Annotated in this window: 20 protein-coding genes and 2 pseudogenes; 12 read left to right on the forward strand and 10 right to left on the reverse strand. The window is 68.7% G+C overall.

The genetic code is table 11. From position 1 onward, the window contains the following. Positions 1-77: 77 nt before the first annotated feature. Positions 78-575 (reverse strand): hypothetical protein, encoded by a 498-nt coding sequence (locus A5780_RS17570; protein ID WP_156769538.1) that lies wholly within the window; start codon positions 573-575, stop codon positions 78-80. Between A5780_RS17570 and A5780_RS41050 the strand changes: the two genes are divergently transcribed. Then, entirely contained in the window at positions 566-994 is a 429-nt protein-coding gene (locus A5780_RS41050) for a helix-turn-helix domain-containing protein (protein WP_064902407.1), read from the forward strand. The two genes, A5780_RS17570 and A5780_RS41050, sit on opposite strands and share 10 nt — an antisense overlap. Here A5780_RS41050 and A5780_RS41055 read toward each other — a convergent pair. Both A5780_RS41055 and A5780_RS17585 read right to left on the reverse strand, forming a co-directional pair. After that, a complete protein-coding gene (locus tag A5780_RS41055; protein WP_064902408.1) occupies positions 940-1,227 on the reverse strand; it encodes a hypothetical protein in 288 nt (95 codons plus the stop codon). The genes A5780_RS41050 and A5780_RS41055 overlap by 55 nt on opposite strands. Before the next feature lie 93 nt (positions 1,228-1,320). Then, positions 1,321-2,160 carry an SDR family NAD(P)-dependent oxidoreductase gene (locus tag A5780_RS17585; protein ID WP_064908964.1) on the reverse strand — a complete coding sequence of 280 codons (840 nt, stop codon included), beginning with the start codon at positions 2,158-2,160 and terminating at the stop codon, positions 1,321-1,323. Between the two features lie 170 nt (positions 2,161-2,330). On the opposite strand from A5780_RS17585, the gene A5780_RS17590 reads away from it, so the two are divergent. Further along, entirely contained in the window at positions 2,331-3,191 is an 861-nt protein-coding gene (locus A5780_RS17590) for a helix-turn-helix transcriptional regulator (protein ID WP_063011254.1), read from the forward strand. Between the two features lie 39 nt (positions 3,192-3,230). Here the strand turns inward: A5780_RS17590 and A5780_RS41945 are convergent, their stop codons facing one another. Together A5780_RS41945 and A5780_RS41950 are read right to left on the reverse strand one after the other, a co-directional pair. Continuing rightward, positions 3,231-4,157, reverse strand: coding sequence for a collagen binding domain-containing protein (locus tag A5780_RS41945; protein WP_255407253.1), 927 nt, complete (start codon positions 4,155-4,157; stop codon positions 3,231-3,233). An 18-nt stretch (positions 4,158-4,175) separates the two neighbouring features. Then, positions 4,176-5,582, reverse strand: a pseudogene (locus tag A5780_RS41950) (MFS transporter); the annotation flags it as partial. 240 nt (positions 5,583-5,822) lie between these two features. Between A5780_RS41950 and A5780_RS17600 the strand changes: the two are divergent. Both A5780_RS17600 and A5780_RS17605 read left to right on the forward strand, forming a co-directional pair. Beyond that, entirely contained in the window at positions 5,823-6,038 is a 216-nt protein-coding gene (locus A5780_RS17600) for a hypothetical protein (RefSeq protein WP_064902411.1), read from the forward strand. Beyond that, entirely contained in the window at positions 6,035-7,411 is a 1,377-nt protein-coding gene (locus A5780_RS17605) for a lipase family protein (RefSeq protein ID WP_231982991.1), read from the forward strand. Before A5780_RS17600 ends, A5780_RS17605 begins: the two co-directional genes overlap by 4 nt. A 27-nt stretch (positions 7,412-7,438) precedes the next feature. On the opposite strand, the gene A5780_RS17610 is transcribed toward A5780_RS17605, so the two are convergent. Further along, positions 7,439-8,767 carry an LLM class flavin-dependent oxidoreductase gene (locus A5780_RS17610; RefSeq protein ID WP_063011248.1) on the reverse strand — a complete coding sequence of 443 codons (1,329 nt, stop codon included), beginning with the start codon at positions 8,765-8,767 and terminating at the stop codon, positions 7,439-7,441. A 244-nt stretch (positions 8,768-9,011) separates the two neighbouring features. Between A5780_RS17610 and A5780_RS17615 the strand changes: the two genes are divergently transcribed. The 3 genes and pseudogenes from A5780_RS17615 to A5780_RS39185 form a co-directional block, all read left to right on the forward strand. After that, positions 9,012-10,607, forward strand: coding sequence for an FAD-dependent oxidoreductase (locus A5780_RS17615; RefSeq protein ID WP_064908967.1), 1,596 nt, complete (start codon positions 9,012-9,014; stop codon positions 10,605-10,607). Further along, positions 10,607-10,945, forward strand: a complete 339-nt coding sequence (locus tag A5780_RS17620) for a ferredoxin family protein (protein ID WP_063011340.1) — start codon at positions 10,607-10,609, stop codon at positions 10,943-10,945. Before A5780_RS17615 ends, A5780_RS17620 begins: the two co-directional genes overlap by 1 nt. 106 nt (positions 10,946-11,051) lie before the next feature. Continuing rightward, a pseudogene (locus A5780_RS39185) lies at positions 11,052-11,424 on the forward strand (LLM class flavin-dependent oxidoreductase); the annotation flags it as partial. 8 nt (positions 11,425-11,432) lie between these two features. Here the strand turns inward: A5780_RS39185 and A5780_RS17625 are convergent. Beyond that, positions 11,433-12,380, reverse strand: a complete 948-nt coding sequence (locus A5780_RS17625) for an NADP-dependent oxidoreductase (RefSeq protein ID WP_064908968.1) — start codon at positions 12,378-12,380, stop codon at positions 11,433-11,435. 89 nt (positions 12,381-12,469) lie between these two features. After that, positions 12,470-13,324, reverse strand: a complete 855-nt coding sequence (locus A5780_RS17630; protein ID WP_156769539.1) for a class I SAM-dependent methyltransferase — start codon at positions 13,322-13,324, stop codon at positions 12,470-12,472. Between the two features lie 100 nt (positions 13,325-13,424). On the opposite strand from A5780_RS17630, the gene A5780_RS17635 reads away from it, so the two are divergent. Next, positions 13,425-14,225, forward strand: a complete 801-nt coding sequence (locus tag A5780_RS17635; RefSeq protein WP_064908969.1) for a nuclear transport factor 2 family protein — start codon at positions 13,425-13,427, stop codon at positions 14,223-14,225. 11 nt (positions 14,226-14,236) lie between these two features. Here the strand turns inward: A5780_RS17635 and A5780_RS17640 are convergent, their stop codons facing one another. Together A5780_RS17640 and A5780_RS17645 are read right to left on the reverse strand one after the other, a co-directional pair. Next, positions 14,237-14,680 (reverse strand): hypothetical protein, encoded by a 444-nt coding sequence (locus A5780_RS17640; protein WP_146098658.1) that lies wholly within the window; start codon positions 14,678-14,680, stop codon positions 14,237-14,239. A gap of 401 nt (positions 14,681-15,081) precedes the next feature. After that, on the reverse strand, positions 15,082-15,942 hold the full coding sequence (locus tag A5780_RS17645) for a haloalkane dehalogenase (RefSeq protein WP_064908971.1): 861 nt from the start codon (positions 15,940-15,942) through the stop codon (positions 15,082-15,084). A gap of 176 nt (positions 15,943-16,118) precedes the next feature. On the opposite strand from A5780_RS17645, the gene A5780_RS17650 reads away from it, so the two are divergent. The 4 genes from A5780_RS17650 to A5780_RS17665 all read left to right on the forward strand — a co-directional run bounded on the left by A5780_RS17650 (position 16,119) and on the right by A5780_RS17665 (position 19,985). Then, positions 16,119-16,313, forward strand: a complete 195-nt coding sequence (locus tag A5780_RS17650; RefSeq protein ID WP_064902419.1) for a hypothetical protein — start codon at positions 16,119-16,121, stop codon at positions 16,311-16,313. A gap of 61 nt (positions 16,314-16,374) precedes the next feature. After that, the gene (locus tag A5780_RS17655; RefSeq protein ID WP_197521779.1) at positions 16,375-17,796 is read left to right on the forward strand and encodes a serine hydrolase; all 1,422 of its coding nucleotides are present in this window, start codon (positions 16,375-16,377) and stop codon (positions 17,794-17,796) included. Between the two features lie 29 nt (positions 17,797-17,825). Beyond that, positions 17,826-18,560, forward strand: coding sequence for a MerR family transcriptional regulator (locus tag A5780_RS17660; protein ID WP_064902421.1), 735 nt, complete (start codon positions 17,826-17,828; stop codon positions 18,558-18,560). 171 nt (positions 18,561-18,731) lie between these two features. Further along, positions 18,732-19,985 (forward strand): cytochrome P450, encoded by a 1,254-nt coding sequence (locus A5780_RS17665; RefSeq protein ID WP_063011230.1) that lies wholly within the window; start codon positions 18,732-18,734, stop codon positions 19,983-19,985. Positions 19,986-19,992: the final 7 nt, after the last annotated feature.

Here is a 19,992-nt window from a genome sequence, read left to right on the forward strand (position 1 = left end):
AGTGCCCTCACCCCGGCAGCCGGGCCCGCGCGGTGATCGGCAGCCGCGGACGAGTGCGTCCTGCGCATACTCGGACCTTACCCGTGGGGGCGCCTCCGAAACTCGTCATTTTCGGGCGGCGCATTCGCCTCGCGGAGGACCGCGTAGTCGGCGAGCGTGTCGCAATAGCCCAGTTCGAGAGTGAATTCCACCGCCGCCGAGATCCGGTAGGGCCGGCTTTCGATCACCGAACCGAGAATGCGGCGCAGCCGCGACAGTTCCGCGCGGATCGCCACCGCGTGGTCGGGGTCGCCGTGGACCGCCGTGCTGAGTTCGGTGACCGACATGCCGCGGCGGCCGTGCCGGTGCAGGAGCAGCAGGATCTCCGCGTGCCGCTGGGAAAGGGGGGTGTACCAATCGGATTCGCCGCCGGTGCTGCGGACCACCGGTGCGCCGGACAGGTCGAGGGTCATGCGGATGCGGATGTCGCCGGTCGTGGGACGCAGCAGCCAGCCCTCGGCCAGCGGTTCGGCGATGCACAGGCCCAGCCCCGGCGCCCCACCGCGTATTCTCCGCCGAACATCTGGTGGCCGCACTGCACGGCTGGGTCTGCTATTGCGCACCCGTGCACGGCGCCGACGGCCGCCGGCTCGGTTCCCTGGATCTGTCCTCGGCTTGGGATCGCACCCATCCGCTGGCGATGGCGACCGTGCAATCGCTGGTGACCGCGATCGAGAATCGTCTGCGCACCCTCGCCCCGCCCGCGACCGGCCTGCGGCTGAGCTGTCTCGGCGCCGCACGCGCCACCCGGGACGGCACTCCGATTCGCCTGCGCCCCAGGCAGATCGAAATCCTCACCTTGCTCGCCCTCGAACCCGGCGGCTTCACCCCGGAACGCCTGCACTACGCGATCTACGGCGACCGCCCAGTGGTGTGTCGAGCACCCTCGAGGCCGACGTCTCACATCTGCGCCGCGCCACCGACGCGGCCATCGCCAACCGCGTCTACCGGCTGACCGCGCCGATCCGCTGCGACGCGGCCGATCTGCTCACCGCGCTGGACGCCGGAGATACCGATGCGGCGCTGCGGCTGTATCGCGGTCCGCTGCTTCCGGATTCGGAGACGCCCGGCATCGTGGAATGGCGGGAACATCTCGATGTCGCTGTCCGCACGGCGGTCGTGGCCGGTGGCGATGCCGGCCATGCGCTGGCGTTGGGCGAACGCATGCCGGACGATATCGAAATCCACGAGCGCGCACTGGAATTGCTACCCACCGGCGACGGCCGCCGAGCCGTCGCCACGGCCCGGCTGCACACCGCGCTGCGCAGCTTAGGGGTCCGACTATCGGGTATCGGTGCTGAGCGCCAGCTCCGCGCCTGCTTCGATATCCGCGCGCAGCGCCTCCACCTTCGCCGTCGCGTAGGCGCGGGCATCGGAGCCGAGCAGTTGCCGCAGCGGTCCGTCGCCGCGGTCGACGAGCGCGAGGATCGCGGCTGCGCCGCGCACCGGATCACCGAGCTGGGTGCCCTGCATCGCGAGGTGCTCGCTGGTCATCCGCCGGATGGACTCGTAGCCGTCGGTGGTGGCAGCGGGCAGGGCCAGCGAATCGGTGGTGAGGAAATCGGTACGGAAGTAGCCCGGCTCCACCAGAGTGACCCGGATGCCGTGCTCGGCGACCTCGCCCGCCAGGGCTTCGGTCATTCCCTCCAGCGCGAACTTGCCGGCCGAATAGAGGCCCCAGCCCGGCACCGTGGTGATGCCCAGCACCGAGGAGATGTTCACGACGTGTCCCCGAGCGCGGGTGCGCAGGTGCGGCAGCAGTGCCCGCAGCACGTTCCAGACGCCGAAGACCTGGATGTCGAACATGCGCCGGGCGTCGGCGTCGGACACTTCCTCGACTGCGGAGAGGTAGCCGTAGCCGGCATTGTTCACCACGACATCGACACTGCCGAAGCGGTCCAGCGTGTGCCGCCCGGCGGCGCTCACCTGGCTCTCGTCGGCGAGGTCGACGGTGAGCGGGAGCAGTCGGGCGATGTCGATGCCGTCGAGTGCGGCGAGCAGCCGCTCGGCCGAGCGGGTGGTGGCGGCGACGTTCTCGCCGCGGGCGAGCAACTGCTTCACCAGTTCCAGGCCCAGGCCGCGGGAGGCGCCGGTCACGAACCAGGTTGCGGGTGCGGTCATCGTTGCGTTCCTTCGGGTTTCGCGGACCTCCCTCCGAGGTCCGGTGATCCCAGTCTGGCCGCCGTATCCGCTGGTCGAGGCGGTATAACCGGCCCGCTTCGGCCTGGGACGGCGGAACGTAGGACGCGGCGACCCAGGCAGCGCGGGCGGGTTCCGGCGACACTGGACGTATGAGCGAGCCCAATCGGGAGCTGGCCGACTTCCTGCGCCGCGCCCGCGCCCAGATCGATCCCGCCCGCGCCGGGCTCCCCGCCGACAACCGCGTGCGCCGGGTCCCCGGCTTGCGCCGCGAGGAGGTCGCGCGGCTCGCGGGCGTGTCCGCCGACTACTACACCCGGCTCGAACAGGGCCGGCGGATCACACCGTCGGTCGGCGTGGTGGACGCCATCGCCCGCGCGCTCGACCTCGACGCCGCGGGGCGCGAATACCTCGGGCAGCTGATCGGCCGTCCGAGCGGTATCGCCCGGCGCAGCGTGCCGGTGCAGCGCGTTCGCCCCGGCCTGTACCAGCTGCTCGACTCCCTCGACGCGGTGCCCGCTCTCGTCCTCGGCCGCCGGGCCGACGTGCTGGCGAGCAACTGGATGGCGCACGCCCTGTTCACCGACTTCGCCGCCCTGCCCGCCAGGGAGCGCAACTACGTGCGCTGGATGTTTCTGGGCAGCGAGCCGCGCGCGCTGTTCCTCGACTGGGAAACGCAGGCCCGTGCGGCGGTCGAGAGCCTGCGCCTCGATGTCGGCAACAACCCCGAGGATCGCGCCGGGCTCGCCCTGGTCGAGGAGCTGAGCGCCGCCGCCGGTGAATTTCGGCAATGGTGGGCCGAGCACCGGGTGCTGCAGCGGACGCACGGCTCCAAGCGGCTGCGTCACCCGGTGGCGGGCGAGCTCACGGTGGAGTACGAAACTCTCACGCTCCCTGGCGATTCCGACCAGACGCTGTACCTGTACACGACCGAGCCGGGCAGCCCGTCGCAGCAGGCGCTGCGCATGCTGGCCAGCTGGTCGGTGCCCGGTGGAACCGCGACTCTTCCCTGACGCGTGCCCGAGGCCGTTCGACAGAACGGGAGACGAGAACTAATTGCCCGAATACCGGCTTGCCAGCTGGTCGGCGGATCCGTGTTCGCTCGAATTGCCGTGCCCCAGTTCGACGTTCAGCTCCTCGGCGTCGGCGCCGACCACCACGGGAGTGTGCACGGGTGCGTAACCGCTCGCCACCACCGTGTAGGTGCCGTCGTGCAGGTCGGCGAAGGTGTAGGCGCCGTCGGGGCCGGTGACCATGGTGTCGACCACGGTGCCGTCCCAGTCGGTGAGGGTGACCAGGGCGTCGGGCAGGGGGCGGCCGTCGCGTCCGCGCACCACGCCGTGCAGGCGGGCGCAGGGGCGCAGCGACACGTCGAGGCGCGGCGTCTCGCTGCCACCGGCTCGCACCGGGAGGGCGGCCGGGTGAAAGCCGTTGGCGCTCACCGCGATCGTGAAATCGCCTTCGGGCAGTTCCGCGAGGCCGAACGCGCCGTCGTCGGCGGTGGCCGCGGAGGCGAGTACCTCACCGCGGGCGTCGAGGGCCGACACCCGGGCACCCGGAATGGCGGTGCCGTCGTCATCGCGCGAGACGGTGCCGGTCAGTCCGGCCATCGCGGTGAGCACCACATCGCACGGCACCGGATGGTGCGCGAGCTGCACGGTGGAGGCGTCCGGACGGCGGCCGTCGATCGAGGCGATCAATACAAAGGAGCCGGGTTCGGGGGCGGTGAGTTCGAAGTAGCCCGCGGCATCCGTCAGCGACCGGCCGATCTGGCGGCCGGACATCGAGATCAGGGTCAGGACCGCATTCGGCAGCGCCACACCGCGGGAGTCGTGGACGCGACCGTAGGCGACCGGTCCGGACACCGCCGGTTCGCGCAGGGTCTGCCCGATGTCGTTGCGCTGCACCGCGTTCGCGCCGATCGCGGACGCGGGCTCGTCGACGTGCGCGGCCGGGTGCGAGCTGTGCTCGGCATCCATATCCACGGCGGCGGTGGCGGCGATCGCGGCCGTCCGGTGCCCCGGAATGAACATCGCCACCAGTGCGCCGGCCACGGCCACACCGCATCCGATCAGCAGTGAGACCCGGAATCCGTTTTCGCTGGCCACGGCATGCCCGCCGAGCGAGATCGTCATCTGCGCCAGGACCGCGCCGACCACGGCCGCAGCGACCGAGGTGCCGATCGCGCGCACCAGCGTGTTGAAGCTGTTGGCGGCGGCCGTTTCCGACTGCGGCACCGCGGCCATCACCAGGGCCGGCATGGCGCCGTAGGCGAATCCCACGCCGGTGTTGATGATCAGCGTCACGATCAGCAGGCCCCAGGCGCTGCCCATCAACGCCATCGAGGACCCGTATCCGGCGGCGATGATGACGCAGCCGACGATCAGGGTGATCTTGGGCCCGCTGCGGGCGGAGAGTTTGGCGCCGATGGGGGAGACCAGCATCATCATGAGTCCGGCCGGTGCCATCCACAGGCCCATGGCCATCATCGATTGCCCGAGGCCGTATCCGGTGGCCTTGGGCAGCTGCAGCAGCTGCGGCACCACCAGCGACTGGGCGTACATCGCCATGCCGACGACCATCGAGGACGCATTGGTCAGCAGCACCTGCGGTCGCGCGGTGACCCGGAGGTCGACGAGGGGGTTGCGCGCGGCCAGCTCCCACCAGCCCCACAGCAGCAGGACGACGACGGCGGCGACGAACAAGCCGATGGTCAGGCCGCTGCCCCAGCCCCAGCTCGACCCCTTGGACACCGCGAGCAGCAAACACACCAGGCCCACGCCGAGGCCGAGGGCGCCGAGCACGTCGAACCGTCCGGTCGTGGCGGAACTCGGTGGGGCGGCGGGGATCAGGGTGAAGATCAGGACGCCGATCACCGCCGCGAGCGCGGCCATCGTCCAGAACAGCACTCGCCAGTCGGAGTACTGGATGACCGCGGCCGCCATCGGCAGACCCAGCGCGCCGCCGATACCGAGTGAGGAGCTGATGAGCGCGATACCCGATCCGAGGCGCTCGCGCGGCAGCAGATCGCGCAGCGCGGCGATGCCGACGGGCACGATGCCGGCGCTCATACCCTGCAGGCCGCGCCCGACGATCATCGGCCACAGCGAGGAGGACACCGCGCAGATCACCGACCCGATCAGCAGCGGCACGGTCGAGCCGAGCAGCACCAGGCGTTTGCCGTAGAGGTCGCCCAGCCGTCCCGACACCGGTGTGGTGACCGCGGAGGCCAGCAGGCTCACGGTGACCACCCAGGTCGCATTGGCCGGGCTGGTGTGCAGGATCTGCGGCAGCTGGCCGAGTAACGGCACGACCACCGTCTGCGTCAGCGAGACGACGATGCCGGCGAATGCCAGCACCGCCAGTATCGCGCCGGAACGCCCGGCGGTTTGTGCTTTCTCCACGCCCTACTCCTCGAATGTCACGAGCCGACGTTTGCATAATACATATGGGGTGCATCATGCACATTTGATGAAACGCGACCTTTTCGCTTCTCGAATCGTTGTGCCGGGCACCGGTATCGACGGCCCGGTTTCGTGAGTTCTCCACGACCGCGTCCGGAGGCGCGCTGCGCCGTCGCGGCCGACCGTATGGTGTGCGTGCGTCGGGGCGGTCGTTCATAAAGGGGCACAGTGATTTTCGGCGTGAGACGGAGACCTTTCCGGCGGATTGTCCAGGCGGTCGTACTCGCCGCCGGCATCGTCGTGGCCGACGCTGTCGGCGGCACGTCGGTGAGTTGCGCGCAGGTGCCGTCAGCCGGGGATATCGTGGTGCCCAGCGGGTATCTCGAACCCGATCTCGGCTCCAGTCACTACCGCCCCGGAACGGGGCTGGTCGATCTGTTGTGGAGGTTGCTGTGAAACGAGCCCGGACGCTGCTGCTCGTCGTGCTCGCGGCATGTGCCCTGCTGGTGTCGATGACGGTTCGCCTGCCGGCGAGTCGCGCGGACGACGGCCCGGCGCCCACGGACTCGACCGAATGGCAGCAGTGGATCGATCGTTCGATTCCGGCGCCGAACCTGCCACCCGCGCCGTCGCCGCCCAATGCCCAGCTGCGGCCCGAACTCGCCGCGCTGTGGCGGGCGGTGTTGTCGCCGCCGGCCGGCGATCCGCTGTTCGATCAGTGGCCGGCCGGACTCGACGCCATGCGTCCCGGCGATCCGATCGAGGTGCGCGATGTGACGGCCACGGCCGCACCGCTGGCCGCGGTGCCGATCGCCCGCGCACTGCAGCTGAAATTCCGCTCCACCGGCGCGACCGGTGCGCCCTCGTTCGGCACGGCGACCCTGCTGATTCCCGCCGCGAACTGGACCGGTCCCGGACAGCGACCGCTGCTGGTGAACGCCATCCCGATCAATTCGCTCGGGCTGCGCTGCACCCCCGGGTATGCCCTGGCGCACGGATTGCATCCCAAATTCAGTGCGGGTGATCTCTTCCCGCCGACCACGTGGTGGGCCCTCTCGCACGGCTACGGAGTGCTCGTTCCCGACCACGAGGGTCCGTGGATGGCCTATGCCGAACCGCATGTCGCGGGTCACGTGATCCTCGACGCGATGCGCGCGGTGCGGACGGTCGAACCGAAGACGCTGGGGGACAGCAAGTTCGCGATCGGCGGTTACTCCGGCGGCGCGATCGCGGCCTATGCGGCGGATATGCTGCTCGGCGAGTACGCGCCCGAGTTGGCGGGGTCGATCGTCGGGGTGTCGGTCGGCGGCCTGGCGACCGACTACAGCGAGGTGGCCCGTCACTTCAACGGCAATATCGCGTCGGGCATTCTGATGGTCGTCGCGCTGGCCTTCGCTCGTGAGCATCCGGAACTGCTGGATCAGCTGAACCATCTGGGGGAGTGGCTGGCCACCTCCCCGGTGAAGGACACCTGCGGCGACAGCAACGGACCGCTCGGCGTGACCGGTGTGCCGATCGAGCTGGCGACCGACACCGCCCATCCGCTCGACACCGACGCGGCCCGCGCCCTGTTCGCCGCCACCGACCTGCGCGACCGGAAATCCGCTGCGCCGCTGTACATCTACCACGGCATACTCGACATCTGGATTCCCGAGGTCGAGTCGACCGATCTGTTCCGCGCGCAGTGCGCTCGTGGCGTGCCCGCCGTATTCCGCAACGTGCTGGGCGAGCATTCCATCACCCTGATGGCCGGATTCCCGGGCGCGATCGACTGGCTCGACCAGCGACTGCGCGGCCTGCCCGCGCCGAACGAATGCCCGACACGCTGAAAACGAAGCAGTGCAACGGTTTCGGCGTCAGTTCGCCGCGGGCGATCCGGGGCGCGGCAGCCCGAAGTGGTCGCGCAGCGTAGTGCCGGTGTATTCGGTGCGAAACAGCCCGCGGCTGCGCAGAATCGGCACCACCGTGCCGGTGAACACCTCGAGTCCGCCCGGATAGTAGGGCGGCATGACGTTGAATCCGTCGGCGGCGCCGTGGCGGAACCAGTCCTCGATGGTGTCGGCGACCTGTTCGGGCGTGCCCGCGAAGACGCGGTGCCCGCGTGCGCCCGCGAGCCGGTGCAACAGTCCGCGCAGTGTGGGCCGATCGCGGGTGACGATGCCCGCGATCACCTGCCGGCGGCTGGCCGCGTTGTCGGTGACATCGCCCGCGCCGGCGAACAATTCGACGGGCACCGGTTCGTCGAGAGCCAGATTCCGCAGCGATTGCCCGGCCAGGCTTTCCAACTGCCCGAGGCCGTATTCGGGCACGGTCAGCTCGTTGAATTCGCGTTGCAGCTGTTTCGCCTGCGCTTCGGTATCGGCGATGAACGGGCTGATACCCGGCAGGATCTTCACATGCTCGGGGTCGCGGCCGAACTCGCGCGCCCGGCGTTTGATGTCGGCGTAGAACGTCTGGGCGTCCTCGAGCCGCTGGTGGGCGGTGAAAATGGCCTCGGCGTAGCGGGCCGCGAAGGCTCGTCCGTCGTTGGAGGCGCCGGCCTGCACCAGCACCGGATGGCCCTGCGGAGTGCGCGCGGCGTTGAAGGGTCCGCGCACGCGCAGATAGTCGCCGCGGAAATCGATGCGATGGATCTTGCCGGGATCGGCGTAGATGCCGGCGGCCCGGTCGAGCAGCACCGCGTCGTCGTCCCAGCTGTTCCACAATCCGACGACCGCGTCGACGAATTCGCGTGCCCGCGCGTAACGTTCGGTGTGATCGGGGTGGCGGTCCAGACCGAAATTGGCGGCGGCGAGATCGGTTCCGGTGGTGACGATATTCCATCCGGCGCGCCCGCCCGAGATGTGATCCAGCGAGGAGAACAGCCGCGCCAGATTGTAGGGCTCGTAATACGTCGTCGACGCGGTCGCGATCAGGCCCAGGTGGGTGGTGGCCGAGGCGATCGCGGTGAGCAGCGTGATCGGTTCCAGGCCGGGCGCGGCGTTGTAGCGCACGTCGGTACGCAGCGCGGGGCCGTCGGCGAAGAACACCGCATCGAGCGTGGCGGCCTCGGCGGTGCGGCCGATCTCCTGGTAGTAGGTCACGTCGTAGATGCGATCGGGGCGGCTGTCGGGATGCCGCCACGCGGCCTCGTGATGGCCCGCGGGATAGATGAAGGCGTTCAGATGCAGTTGCCGTTCACTCATACGAGCACACCCGTCCGATAGTCGCGATGATCCCGGTCTCCGGACCGGGCGACGGCAGTCAACCAAACGCCTGCGGTCGCGTAAACGGTTTGTGCGACGCGTGATTCGAACTCGGCCGACGTCCGCGGCCGCTCCACAGAATCCTGCTGATCGTAAGGATTCTCCGTGGCCGGGGCACCGGCGAGGATTTCTGTCGGGCATGTGTCGGCAACGGTTTCGGCCCCGTTTTCGAAGGAGTACGACGATGAGCGAGGCATGGCAGATCGATGCCGATGTGCTGGTGATCGGCGGCGGACCGGCCGCCTGCTGGGCCGCGATCCACGCCCGTGAGGCGGGAGCCGAGGTGGTGCTGGTCGACAAGGGGTACTGCGGCACCAGCGGCGCGACCGCACCCGCGGGGACCGGTGTCTGGTACGTGGCGCCGGATCCGGCGGCCCGGGCGGCGGCCAAGGCCAGTCGCGAGGAATTGGGCGGCTTCCTCGCCGACCACCACTGGATGGACCGCGTGCTCGATCATACCTACGCGAATATGCATCGGTTGGGCGAGGAAGGCCGGTACCCGTTCCCGGTCGACCCGCACACCGGCAACCCGATTCGCACCGGCGTGCAGGGCCCGGAATACATGCGCCGCATGCGGGCCTGGGTGCGGCGGCTGGGCGTGCGGATCGTCGACCACGCCCCGGCCCTGGAACTACTGGTCGACCGGGAAGGCACGGTCCGCGGCGCGGCGGGTTACCTGCTGCGCGAGCATCGGGACTACCGCGTGCACGCCGGCGCGGTGGTCCTGGCCACCGGCGGCTGCGCCTTCCTCTCGCGCGCGCTGGGCACCAACGTCGACACCGGTGACGGCGCGCTGATGGCCGCGGAGGTGGGCGCACGATTCTCCGGGATGGAGTTCTCCAACGCCTACGGCATCGCCGCGAAGGGCGCGACCGTCACCAAGACCGCCTATTACCGATACGCCACCTTCTTCCACGAGGACGGCAGCATTCTGGAGGGCGCCGGATCGGTGCAGGGACGGTCGGTCATCGCGCGAACTCTGTTGCAGGAGAGGGTATTCGCGCAACTGGATCGAGCGGACCGAACCACGCGGGAGCAGATGCGGCACGGACAGCCGAACTTTTTCCTCCAATTCGACCGCCGCGGGATCGACCCGTTCACCCAGCGTTTCGAGGTGGATCTGCTGGCCGAGGGAACGGTACGGGGGACCGGCGGGATCGAGGTGGTCGGCGACGAGTGCGCGACCTCGGTGAGAGGGCTGTATGCCGCGGGCGACGCGGCCACCCGCGAACGCATCTGTGGCGGATTCACCGGGGGCGGCAGTCACAATGCGGCATGGGCGATGTCGTCGGGCAGCTGGGCCGGGCGGGGTGCGGCGCGTTTCGCACAGCGAGGTGGCCGTCCGGACGGTCTGACCCGCGCAGGGCGAACCGGGTTGCGGCCCACGGGTTCCGGACGCATCGGTGCGGACGAGGTGCTCGCCGCGGCACGCGCCGAACTGCTGCCGGTCGAGAAGAACTATCTGCGCCACGGCGATCGGGTCCGTCCGGCACTGGTCGCCCTGGACGCCGTGTGGGCGGAGGCCGCCGCGGGGCTGCGGGCCACCGGCGCCGAGCGGGTGCGGGCGCGCCAGGCCGCCGCGATCACCGCGGTCGGGCGGCTCATGTACCGATCGGCGTTGGCACGCACGGAATCTCGCGGCATGAGCAAGTGGGCCGACCATCCGGCGCTGGATCCCGCGCAGCACCACCACATCCTCAGCGGCGGCCTCGACGAGGTGTGGACGGTGGCGGCGGCGTTGCGGTCGGCCGACGTCTCCGCGGTCGCGGCGGTGGCCTGATGATCGAACTGGTTCACGCCCCGGCCTGCATCGCCTGCGACAAATGCGTCGACGTCTGCCCGACGAACGTCTTCGATCGTGGCAGCGACGGAATCCCCGTCATCGCACGGCAATCGGACTGCCAGACGTGCTTCATGTGTGAGGCGTACTGCCCGACCGACGCACTGTACGTGGACCCGCAGTCCACGCCGCTGCCGTCGCAACACGAGCTGCCGCGGGAGCACATCGGCGCGTACCGGCGCGAGATCGGCTGGGGGAAGGGGCGCCGGCCGGGCAGTCTCACGGCGGTGGGCCCGGAACTTCCGCCCGGCCCGGCGCCGCGACCCTCGGCACCGTGACCCGGTCTGCGACGGCCGACATCGCTCGCCGGGTGTGAACGGCTCTTGCGCGACGCCATGAAACAACTTGGCTCGCAACGTAATTCCCGATTGGTCCGAAATGATCCGGCCGATCCCGGACTCGCTGCTGCCCGATGCGCACGCGGTGAACCGGCGTCGCGGCCGCGTAGAGATCTTCACCGCCCTGGCTCGATCCGGAAAAATGCTGCGCGAGTTGATCATCGCCGCCAAGGACACCGGCCACTGGGCAGCGGCCGGCACACCCGGTCAACTCGCCGACGCGATCCAGGAACGCTACGACGCCGGCGTTCTTGGACGTGATCGGCCTCGGCGGGCTCGACGACCCGCGCAACCGCGACTTCCTGCTCGCGGGCCTGCTCCCCGAACTTCGCCGCCGCGGCATCGTCGGCTCGGACCACGTGGGCGAGACCTTCCGCGACAACCTCGAGCTGCCGCCCCTGCCGCCGCGGAAGGAATAACGCGCCCTTCAGAATTCGAGGACGATGCGACCCCGGACGCCGCCCGCTTCGAGGAGTTCGTGAGCGTGCTCGGCTTGTTCGGCGGGGAAGGTTCGGGCCACCCGCAGGGTCAGCGCGCCCTCGGAGGCGAGGCGGCTCAATTCGCTGAGCGCATGGGGTTCGTCCAGGTGATCGCCGACCATCACGAGGTGGACCGAGATACCGCGCTCCGGTGTGGCCCCGCCGCCCAGGGCCGCGGGCCGCAGGATGACGAACGCGCCGCCGTCGCGCACCGCCGGGAGTACCGCATCGCCTTGCAGCGCGGTGTCGATCAGCGCGTCGACCCCGTTGGGAGCGTGCGCCCGGATGCGCGAGGCGAGGTCGTCGCCGCGCGGCAGGACGACGTCGGCGCCGAAGTCGCGGACCAGCTGCTCATCGGCCGGTTTCGCGTCGGCGATCACGGTGTAGCCGCGCGTTTTCGCCAGCTGGATCACGTACCCGCCGACCGCGCCCGCTGCCCCGGTCACCGCGATCGTGCGACCCGCTCGCGGGTCGAGCGCGTCCAAGGCGAACCAGGCGGTGAGACCGTTCATCGGAAGCGTTGCGGCGGAGACGAAGTCGCTTCCCTCGGGCAGGCGCGCCACCTGCGTCGCGGGTACCACGATCTTTTCGGCATAGGCGCCGCCACCGGCGAGCACCGGCAATGTGATCGCGACGACCCGGTCGCCACTGTGCCAGCCGGTCTCGGGGTCGGCCTCGTCGACGATTCCCGCGGCGTCCCATCCCGGAACGTACGGCGGCGTCACCTCGCGGTAGCGATCGTGGGCCATGCCGGACCGGGTCACGGTGTCGGAGGGGTTCACGGCCGCCGCGGCCACCCGGATCCGCACCTCACCCGCGCCGGCGTGCGGTTCGGGCACCTCGACCGGTCGCAGTACCTCCGGACCACCCGGCTTCTCGAATCCGATCGCCAGCATCGCACCTCCCGAGTTCGCAGTCGTGTTTCTCTCGGGGCAACCGTCGTCTGCCGGTGATTGTTCCGGGGACGGCGGTGCGTGAGCTCGGATCAGGTCCGCGCGCGAATGAGATGCGGGCCCGGCAGTGCCGGTCCGGTGCCGGGGAGGTCGGCGTAGGACCGAACCAATGCGATCCCCGGGTGATCCTCGATGTCGGTGAATCCGGCCGACTCCAGTTCGCTCCGCATCTGCTCCTCGGTGAAGAAGCTGATCCACGGTTCGCCTACGGCCGCAACGCGTTTCCCGCGTGCCTGCTGCCCCTCGTCGGGCGGGTAGGAGTAGTCGAACACCACGACCGCACCGCCGCCCTGGCCGGCGATATAGCGCAACGTCTCGGCGATGGCCGCGTGTTCGAGGTAGACCACCACGCCGAGCCAGACGTACACCGCGCTGCGGGCGCGATCCAGTCCGGCCTGTGCCAGCGCGTCGGCGAGGTTGTCGCGGTGGAAGTCCACCGGGGCGAACGTCATCGAGTCCGGCACCTCGATTCCCGCTTCCGCCAGGCGATTTCGCTTCCACGCCTGGGTGTCGGGATGGTCGACTTCGAAGAAGCGCACATCCGGATGGGGATTGCGGTAGGCGGCGGTGTCCATGCCCGCACCGAGCACGACCACCTGGCGGGTCCCGTCGGCGACGGCCTCCGCGACGCTGTCGTCGGCGAAGCGACTGCGCGTGGCCAGGAACAGCCGGCGCCGCCGGGCCAGTTCGGGATCCACGCCCTTGTCGAACGGATTGTTGCGGGCCGCGTCCTCGCCCACGAGCCGCACCGCCAGTGGATCGGTGAAGATCCGTGGTTCGTCGGCGAGTTGGTGATAGGCCCGTGCCTGCGCGGTGGCCATCGCGGTTGTGCTGGGTTGCCCGACCTGCATACCGGTCACCGTACGCCCGGGCCGGGACGTGATCATCGCGAGATCCGTCACGCGCACTTGCCGGTGGTTCGCTGGTTAGTCCGTGCAAAACTGGAACAGGTTATAGATTGGAGGGAGTCGAGAGTCTGGAGGAACGATGTCCGCGAATGCGTCGGCGGCGGAGCTGCTCGCCACGGTGGAACGATCCCCGCAGGCGGTCGCGGTGCACGATCGCGCGGCCTGGGTGGATCTGTTCGCACCCGACGGCCGGGTCGAGGATCCGGTCGGCTCGCGCCCGCACACCGGCCGCGCGGCGATCGAACGGTTCTACGACACCTTCATCGGTCCCAACGACATCGTCTTCCACGTCGACCACGACGTCGTGCGCGGTACCACGGTCTTTCGCGACCTCGCCCTCGCGACCACCATGTCCACCGGTGTGACGCTGCACGTGCCGATGCACCTGCGCTACGACCTGACCGAGGTCGGCGGCGAATGGAAGATCGGCCGCCTCTACGCCCACTGGGAGCTACCGGTCATGGTCGGCCAACTCCTGGCCGCCGGCGGTCGCGGGCTCGGCGCGGCCGCGAAACTCGCCCCGCAGCTGCTCGGAAACCAAGGCGTCGGCGGTGCATTGGGCTTCACCCGCGGTTTCGTCCGCGTCGGCGCGGCGGGAAAGCGGGCCGCCACCGGGTTGCTGGAAGCGGCCGGTCGCGGCGATGTCGCCGGTGTGCGCGCGGTACTCAGCCCGCGCGCGGTGGTGGAATGGCCGACCGGTTCCGATGTGGGGCACGCCGAATTCGTGAAGCGGGTACGCGGGCTCGAGGTCGGCAAAACGATCGCGGCGGGCCGGTTCGTGACCGTCAGCGTGCGCACCCCGGCCGAACGGGGTATCGCGGAGCTGGAGGTCGACGGCCGGCAGGTGGTCGCGTTGCGCGGCTTCGTCGCCGAGGACTGAACCGGTTCGCGTCAATTCATCGAGAAGCCTTCGGTGGAGAAGGTGAAGCCCTTTCGGGAGGCATCGTCTGCGCACGACACACCGGAATCTCGGGCCGTACAGGTGAAGCCGTCGGCCGACAGGGATGTGTTGTAGGGCAGGACCTTTGCCTGCTCGGATGCCAGCCGGAACACCGCTTGCCTCAGCACGGCGAAACGTGGTTCGCCGCCCCGCTCGATCAGAATCGTGTCGGGCGGAACCTGCTTGTGGGAGTAGTTGCTCTCGACCGTCGGAGCACCTTTCACCCCGATCCCCGCTCCGGTGTTCGTCGAGGGCTGACATCCGGCCATGTGCGGTTCACCGCCGACGATGATCGCGCAATGCCACCGGCCGGTCGGAGTGGTGAAGTAATAGCCGTCGATCCCGCCGGAGTTGGCGAAGTACGTGCGGGCATCGGCCACCGCTGTGCCGGGCACGGCCATATTGGACAACGCAACCGAAGTGCTTGCGGGCGAAACCGTCCCGACGCTCCGACCATCGGATACTGGCTGGCCGTCGCCGACCGTCTCGCCGGCCGAACCACCGCACCCGACAACGCCCATCGTCAGCAAGCAGATCGACATCGTGACGAACGGTGAAAGAAGTGCACGCCTGTTCATCGCACGCTTTCCGAAACCCTCACGGTCTCATCAGGTTCGAGTGGTCGGCCGACTTGCCGCAGATTGGCTACCGATTATCGCCGGGCTGGGCGGCGTCCACAATAAGCCGTTCGACCTACAGCCATGCAGGTCTTTGTGCAGTTCGGTTCGCCGCGCGGTGTGTCGTACGGCGCGTCGGCAATCCGATGGTGAACAGCGTCTTCCTGGGGCGCGCCCCCTCACCGGAAGCGATTCGCGATGGCCGTCGCGATCGCATCCGGCGCCTGTTCCTGGATGAAGTGCCGAGCATCCGGCAATTCGACGATTTCCAGATCGCCGAAAGCGGCTCGGAGGCGAGGCAGACATGCTTTCGGCCGGAACACCATGTCGCGCATCCCCCACACCGCCAGCGCCGGCTTGTTTCCGAGGAGCGCGGGAACATCTCGGGAAAGCTGCGCCAGCAGCGGGGCCGCAGCACGAATTTCGCCGGGCATCACCGCGAGCCCACACCGCGCCTCGGCGGAGGGCTGCACCGCGCGATAGTGCTCGGCTTCGGCCGCGCTGAGCGTGCGGCCCAATTCCGAGAGCAGCACGCGCTCGATGAGAAAATTCTGCTCGAGTATCCGGCGCTGCATCGGACGGCTGCTCATAATCGCGCTGAACGCCTTGTTTGCCATTGCTTCGATCGGCCAGAATACCGTGTTACCCAACACGATTCCCCGTACCCGATCGGCACGCACCACCGCCGCGCCCAACCCGATGGGCCCGCCCCAATCCTGTCCCATAACGATGAAATCGTCGAGCCGCAGATGATCGATCAACTCGCCGAGCACGGCGGTGTGCTCCGCGACCGTATAACCGAAACCGGTGGGCCGCTCGGACAATCCGAACCCCGGATAGTCCACCGCGACACATCGATACCGATCCCGCAGCCCCGTCACGATGTGGCGGTAGAGAAAACTCCACGTCGGAGACCCGTGGCAGAACAGGACCGCCGGCCCGGAACCTTCGTCGATGTAGTGCACGCGTCCGGCCGACGAGTCGAACCAGTGCGATTCGAACGGGTACAGACTCATGTCCGGAACGAATTCGATCATCATGCTGCCCTCCCTTCGGGCCAGGCTATCCCGGCCGCCCGGCGCGCGCTGCGACCCGAATCACCCTGATCGCGAGACCTGGAAACTCGGGGCTGTTTCGGTGTTCGAGGGCTTCCTACGCTTCGAGGTGTTACCAGGGCCGGAGTCGGCCCTAACACCTATTGAATTGGAGAAGTCCCATGAGCAAGCGATTCGCGGTCACCGTCCTGACTGCTGCCGCGCTGGCACTGCCGCTCGCAGCCACCGCACCGTCCGCATCCGCGGCGACGACCGGCACGGGTTCGTCCTCGGGTTCGGCCGATGCGCTGAGCAATCTGATCTGCCAGTTCCGTGACTATCTCGGCATGGGCGGATGCGTCTACCACATCCCCTGAACGGAAAAGTTCCGTCTTCGGCTTGACCTTGACCCTGGGGCAGGGTTCGACGATGGTTCGCATGAACAACAACGCACTGCACACCGTCGCCGACCAGATCCGTCCGCAGGTGGCCGCCTTCTGTGAGTCGGACCAGGTTCCCGGCTACGTCGCCGGGGTCTATCACGCGGGCGAGCAGGTCGTCGTCTCGCACGGGACCGCGAACCTCGCGACCGGCGCTCCGATGCGTGACGACACCGGCTTTCTCTTCGGTTCCGTCACCAAGGTGCTCACCACCACGCTCGTGCTGCAGCAGGTCGAACGCGGGCTGCTGACACTCGATGCGCCGGTGGTGGACTACCTGCCCGAATTCGCGCTCGGTGATCCTTGCGCCGCTGGCAAAATCCTTGTCCGGCATTTGATCTCACATACCAACGGCATCGATGCGGACTTGTTCTTCCCCGATGCGGAGGGCCGCGATGCCCTGAAACACTACGTCGAGGGCCTCGCGAGGTGCGCCACCCTGTTCGAACCCGGCGAGCAGCTCAGCTACTCCAACGGCGGCATGATCGTCGCCGGGCGACTGCTCGAAGTGGTGACCGGCACGTCCTATCCGGATCTGCTCCAGCGGGAGCTGTTCGGACCGGTCGGCATGACGAACTCGAGTACCTCTGCGCGACAAGCGATTCTGCGCAGCACGGCGGTCGGGCATTTCATCGATCCGGAAACCGGGGGCGTCGAGCCGACCGGCATGTTCATGCTTCCCGACACCTGGGGGCCGGCCGGCGGCACCCCGATCGGCACGGTCGCCGACCTGCTGGCGTTCGGACGCACGCACCTCGCCGGTGGCGTCGCGCCGACCGGCGCCCGGATCCTGTCCGCGGAGTCGACCGCGACGATGCAACGAGTGACCCACGATATGAACACCCCGAACGTCCCGCCGATGGGACTGGGGTGGGTGCGATACCCGTTCGGCGCCACCACGGTGCTGGCGATGTCGGGCGCGTCGCCGGGCGGGGTGTCCATCCTGTGCGTCGTCCCCGAACACGACCTGGTCTTCACCGCCTTCGGCAACACCTCGGGAGCGATCCTGCTGCACGATCGGCTGCTGCGGTGGCTGCTGACCGAGCATCTCGGCATCGAAATCCCCACGCTCGTCGATGCATTCGACACAAACGTCGACCTCACCCCCTATGCGGGCACCTACCGGTCCGGTCAGCTCCGCGTCGAGGTCGACATCGTCGACGGGCAGCTCGAGGAGCGCGTGACCTACGAACCCCACGACGCGATGCAGGAACGTATCTTCACCGCGTTCGCCGGTGGCGCGACCTCGGCGCCGCCGCAACGCTACGTCCCGGTCCGGCCCGGTCTGTTCGCCCCCGCGGGCTATCCGCCGGAGATCTTCGACGGCTACCTGCGGTTGCTGCTCGTCTCCTACCACGACATTCGCGACGGTCGCGCCCGCTTCCGCAATGCCGGCGGCCGCCTGACCCGGCGTTCCTGATCGTCCCGGCGCGCGGAAGGATGTCTCCTATGCTCACGATCGGACAGCTCGCGGACTATGCGGGGGTGACCGTCAAGGCCGTGCGCCACTATCACCAGCGCGGCCTGCTCGCCGAACCCGACCGCGACGCCTCCGGCTACCGCCGCTACACCGCGCAGCACGCCATCGACCTGGTCAAGATCAGAACACTGGCCCACGCCGGGGTGCCGCTGGCCCGCGTCAAGGATCTGCTCGACGCCGACCCCGGCGCCCTCGCGGCGGCCCTCACCGAGATCGACCACGACCTCGAACAACGCATCGAGCAGCTGCGGCGAACCCGGGAGCAACTCACCCAGCTGCGCGGCGGGGACCGCCTCTATGTGTCCGCGGACGTCGCCGACCACCTCGATGAATTGCGCGAACTCGGCGTCAGCGAACGCCAGATCCAACTCGAACGCGATGGTTGGATCCTCATGCAGACCGCCTCACCCACGGCGGCCGCCGCATGGATCGCCGAAAAGCGCACACTGCTCGACGATGCCGAATTCCGCGCCATCTATCTCGACTACGACGCGGTCTACGATTGTTCCCCGGCGGACCCGCGCCTGCCCGAGCTGGCGGCGCGGACGCGAGAGTGGTTCGCGCGCAGGGACAATGCGACGACCGTCGTCCCGGACCACGATGCGACCATTGCCCAGCTGGCGGTCCGGTCGCAGCCGGGCGCGACTTCCCCGGCGTGGGATCGGCTCGCCGAGCTGATGCGGGAGCCGGACGAGGGGAAGTGACGGGAGCTCGCCGCAGCAACCTGCACGCAACAAACTACCGTGCTGTCTGTTTTGTCAAAAACATTGAATTACAACGGTTTCCGCTAGGGTGTCGGCCGTGCCCATACAACGAATGGCAGGCAATCTCGCAGGACATCGGACAGGACACGCAACATCTCGCGCGGGGGACGCATGCTGAACGACGCAGACGCGGTACGTAGCAGCGCCCGGCCGGCCGATCACGGTTCTCCGGCGCATTCCGCCGAACCACAGATCCGGTTGGACACCACCGAATTCGCGGCCGACCCGCACCGCGCCTACGAATCCATGCGCAGCCGTGGGCCGCTGGTGCCGATCGAGTTGGCGCCCGGTGTGCCGGCCACACTGGTGATCGAATATCAAGCAGCGCTGCAAATTTTGAACGACGAGGCTCGCTTTCCCGCCGATCCGCGCCGGTGGGAGAAGAACGCTCCGCCGGACTGCCCGGTGACCCCGATGCTCGGCTATCGCCAGAACGCCCTGCGCACCGCGGGCGCGGAACATGCCCGCTACCGGCGCACGATCACCGACGCGCTGGACACCGTCAACCTGCACAAGGTGCACGGCGCGGTCGCACGCGCGGCCGACGCTCTCGTCAACTCCTTCTGCGAGCGCGGCACCGCCGATCTGCGGATGGATTACGCCTTCCCGCTGACCTTCCGGGTTCTCAGTGAGCTGATGGGCTTCCCCGAAGACGCCGCATCGGCGGCCTACCAGGGGATGGCCGCGATGCTGGACGGGGTCGGCGCCGAAGAAGGTCAGCAGCGGTTCATCGAGGCGCTGCTCGCGGTGGTCGAGCAGAAGCGCGAGCGCCCCGGCGACGACCTGACCTCGCGACTGCTGACCCACCCCGAGGGCCTCGACCCCATGGAGATGGTGAACCAGGCCGCGTTGTTGTTCTCGGCGGGCACGGAACCGACCTGCAATCTGATCCTGAACACCCTGCTGCTGTTGATGGCCGACGAAGAGTACGGCGGCAACGTGCTCAGCGGCGCCATGGACACCCGCGATGCCATCGACGAGGTGCTGTTCGCGGACCCGCCGCTGGCCAATTTCTGCATGACGTATCCCAGACAGCCGCAACTCATCGGCGACGTGTGGTTGCCCGCCGATCAGCCGGTGGTCGTCAGCTTGGCGGCATGCAACACCGATCCGCGTATCGTCGGCGGTGACCGGCGCGGAAACCGGTCTCACCTGGCGTGGGGAGTCGGCCCGCACTCGTGCCCGGCGCAGCAGCTCGCGCAGACGATCGCGCGGCATGCCGTCGACCTGCTACTCGATGCGCTTCCGGATATTCGCCCGGAAGTTCCTGCGCAGCAACTAAGTTGGAGGACCGGGCAGTTTCACCGCGCCTTGGCAGCCCTGCCGGTGGTGTTTCCCGCATGCCCGCCGATGCGTCTCACCTGATGGAGGG

It is taken from the genome of Nocardia sp. 852002-20019_SCH5090214 (assembly GCF_001665865.1).
Lineage (GTDB): Bacteria > Actinomycetota > Actinomycetes > Mycobacteriales > Mycobacteriaceae > Nocardia > Nocardia nova.

What these genes read in the sequence shown, in the direction of transcription:
- A5780_RS17585 (WP_064908964.1), bottom strand. Translation starts at nt 2,160, where the DNA reads ATGACCGCACCCGCAACCTGGTTCGTGACCGGCGCCTCCCGCGGCCTG.
- A5780_RS17590 (WP_063011254.1), top strand. Translation starts at nt 2,331, where the DNA reads ATGAGCGAGCCCAATCGGGAGCTGGCCGACTTCCTGCGCCGCGCCCGC.
- A5780_RS41945 (WP_255407253.1), bottom strand. Translation starts at nt 4,157, where the DNA reads ATGGATGCCGAGCACAGCTCGCACCCGGCCGCGCACGTCGACGAGCCC.
- A5780_RS17610 (WP_063011248.1), bottom strand. Translation starts at nt 8,767, where the DNA reads ATGAGTGAACGGCAACTGCATCTGAACGCCTTCATCTATCCCGCGGGC.
- A5780_RS17615 (WP_064908967.1), top strand. Translation starts at nt 9,012, where the DNA reads ATGAGCGAGGCATGGCAGATCGATGCCGATGTGCTGGTGATCGGCGGC.
- A5780_RS17620 (WP_063011340.1), top strand. Translation starts at nt 10,607, where the DNA reads ATGATCGAACTGGTTCACGCCCCGGCCTGCATCGCCTGCGACAAATGC.
- A5780_RS17625 (WP_064908968.1), bottom strand. Translation starts at nt 12,380, where the DNA reads ATGCTGGCGATCGGATTCGAGAAGCCGGGTGGTCCGGAGGTACTGCGA.
- A5780_RS17630 (WP_156769539.1), bottom strand. Translation starts at nt 13,324, where the DNA reads ATGATCACGTCCCGGCCCGGGCGTACGGTGACCGGTATGCAGGTCGGG.
- A5780_RS17635 (WP_064908969.1), top strand. Translation starts at nt 13,425, where the DNA reads ATGTCCGCGAATGCGTCGGCGGCGGAGCTGCTCGCCACGGTGGAACGA.
- A5780_RS17645 (WP_064908971.1), bottom strand. Translation starts at nt 15,942, where the DNA reads ATGATGATCGAATTCGTTCCGGACATGAGTCTGTACCCGTTCGAATCG.
- A5780_RS17650 (WP_064902419.1), top strand. Translation starts at nt 16,119, where the DNA reads ATGAGCAAGCGATTCGCGGTCACCGTCCTGACTGCTGCCGCGCTGGCA.
- A5780_RS17655 (WP_197521779.1), top strand. Translation starts at nt 16,375, where the DNA reads ATGAACAACAACGCACTGCACACCGTCGCCGACCAGATCCGTCCGCAG.
- A5780_RS17660 (WP_064902421.1), top strand. Translation starts at nt 17,826, where the DNA reads ATGCTCACGATCGGACAGCTCGCGGACTATGCGGGGGTGACCGTCAAG.
- A5780_RS17665 (WP_063011230.1), top strand. Translation starts at nt 18,732, where the DNA reads ATGCTGAACGACGCAGACGCGGTACGTAGCAGCGCCCGGCCGGCCGAT.